We start from the raw sequence: 2,216 nt of genomic DNA, 5'->3' as shown, positions 1-2,216 counted from the left end.
CAATTCGTCGGCAGTGAACTCGCGGCGGATCCTTCGGAAGATGGCGCTTTCGGTGCCGTCGGGCCGGGTGTACCGGATTTCGACAAAACCGACACGCCTTCTCCCAATCTTCCCGACAGTGACACCGACCTTATCACCCAGGCCAACAAGCCCATCGATATCATCGAGACGCACCTCCTGGCCGGCCGGCCCGATGCTCAACCCTGGCACCGGACGGGTGAACCCCGATATCTCCGGGTCATGCCGCACCGGTATGGCCGGGACGCGAATGGTGAATGGGGCGGCGAGGTTACTTGGGCGCTGGTCTTCCCAGCCGCCCTGGTCCTTGAGATTGCGCAAGTATCGGTGATGTGCGGCGAGTTCCTGGACCTGACTGTACGGGAAGGAGCCTTGACGGATGACCGCGAGGTCACGCCGGAAGGCATTTCCCAGAATGCGCGAGTAGGCGCTGTCGCGATTCTTCTCCGCCTTGGCGATCGCATTTTGCAGCAGACGACGCGTCGACTCGAACTCACCATCCAGTTCCCGCCGATTGCTGGGATCTATCTTTGCCTGGGGGAAGCCCGCAGCGATCCGGTCGGCGATGCCGGAACCGTCTTCGGCACGAGGTTTGACGAGGAAGTAAGCGCCCCTCCACCACAGGACCTGTTTCGGGACGACACCGTCACCCCACTGCTGGCCGATGCGGTACGGGGCATCGAACGGATGATGGACCTGCATCGGCCCCAACTTCTCGGCTGCCACATGGAAAGACACGAGCGTGAGTTCGTGAACCCCGCCACCTACGACCTTGGAAAACCAGATCCGGTGCAGCGCCTCCCGCTCCTGCTCCGACACGCCCTCCGGATACGGAAGAATCTTCCTAAATTTCGACTCGGCACCCCGGGCGAGGTCGTCGGCCAGCTCACGAATCACCCACGCACGCAGTCCATCCAGGCTGCGGACCTTCAACTCCGCCAACTGTTCCCCAAAGGCGTCCAACACCGGCTGAAAGACCCCGGCCACCCCCGTGTCAAACCGCCGAGGATCGACGTCGAACACCTTGAGCGCCCACTCCTCGAAGAGTGTCGCCTGGTGGTCACTGGACACCACGGCCGACAACGTGGTGATCGCCTCAGCCACCTCCTGCTCCTGCTCCGGCTGCAGCCAATCCGATATCGACACATCGGGCAATACCGGCGAGTCACCCCTCAGGGCAGAGCTCGCCGGGCCAACACCAGACCGCTCAGCTTCCGTCGAACCGGACGGCTGATTGCCGTGCGGAGCGCCAGGGCCGGCCGGGCGCCGTTCCAACGCCGGCCCACGCCGACGGCGCGGCCTCCGTACCAGCCCATCATCATCGGTGCGCTCATCGGTGCGCTGACGCTTCGAGGCTTGCCCAGTTTCCGACTCGGCTGGCATGTTCCCACGCAGTCTCCGGAGCGTTCCCATGAGCTCAGCGAACTTATCGATCGTCGTCCTCGCGTTTAAGAGCCGGTAGGCGTGTCGGTCATTGTCGCTGACCAACGGCGCCTTGACCACGACGAAAACGCCGAGTTCCGATGCGGGCAGCCGCGGCCACTTCCCTACCCAGAAGGTGATCTCCGTCCCAACGGCGACCTGCACCTTCCGCCCATCGAACGTCAAGCCCCCCTTACCAACACTGACCGACAGGGGGTAGGGCAATTTATTCTCCGCCCTAATTGTGTCTTTGAAAACTTCTGAGTCGGAAAGATTCCACCGATTCTTCAACTCCCACCGCACTTTTCCGGGGAAACCGCCGATGTCGTACGCGGTGGGAGCGTGGTTGACCACTTTTACGTACAGGTCCTGTTCGGCTCCGCCGACCGTGGCCGAGATTTTCGCGACCACCATGGGTCGACCAGTGGCGTCAAACCCACTCTCGAGATGAATTCGGTCCAGCTCGGGAAAGTCGAATTCCCTGCCGTCAACCATGATGCCTGGCGGGACAGTGGGGTGGCCGCCTCGGGCCCCGACACCCCCGCCGAGCGATATGCTCAATTGCCTATTGTTTATGGACGTCGTGCTGCGGTAGGACTCGCTGAACAATGGGCGATCGGTTGTCCACGCCCGGCCGGGTGCCATTCTCTTCAGAACCTTCAACTCGTCGGCAGTTAACTGGCGGCCGATCCGTCGGAAGATGGCGCTTTCGGTGCCGTCGGGCCGGGTGTACCGGATTTCGACAAAACCGCCACCCCATTCCCCAAAAGTGACAT

At 62.3% G+C, this 2,216-nt stretch carries 1 protein-coding gene; it reads right to left on the bottom strand.

The features are described from left to right. A partial coding sequence (locus ACGFIZ_RS34170; RefSeq protein ID WP_393427436.1) for a hypothetical protein occupies window positions 1-2,216 on the bottom strand: 2,216 nt, incomplete at both ends.

It is taken from the genome of Micromonospora sp. NPDC048830 (genome assembly GCF_043198215.1).
Lineage (GTDB): Bacteria > Actinomycetota > Actinomycetes > Mycobacteriales > Micromonosporaceae > Micromonospora.
This window is presented reverse-complemented; position numbering and strand designations above follow the sequence as displayed.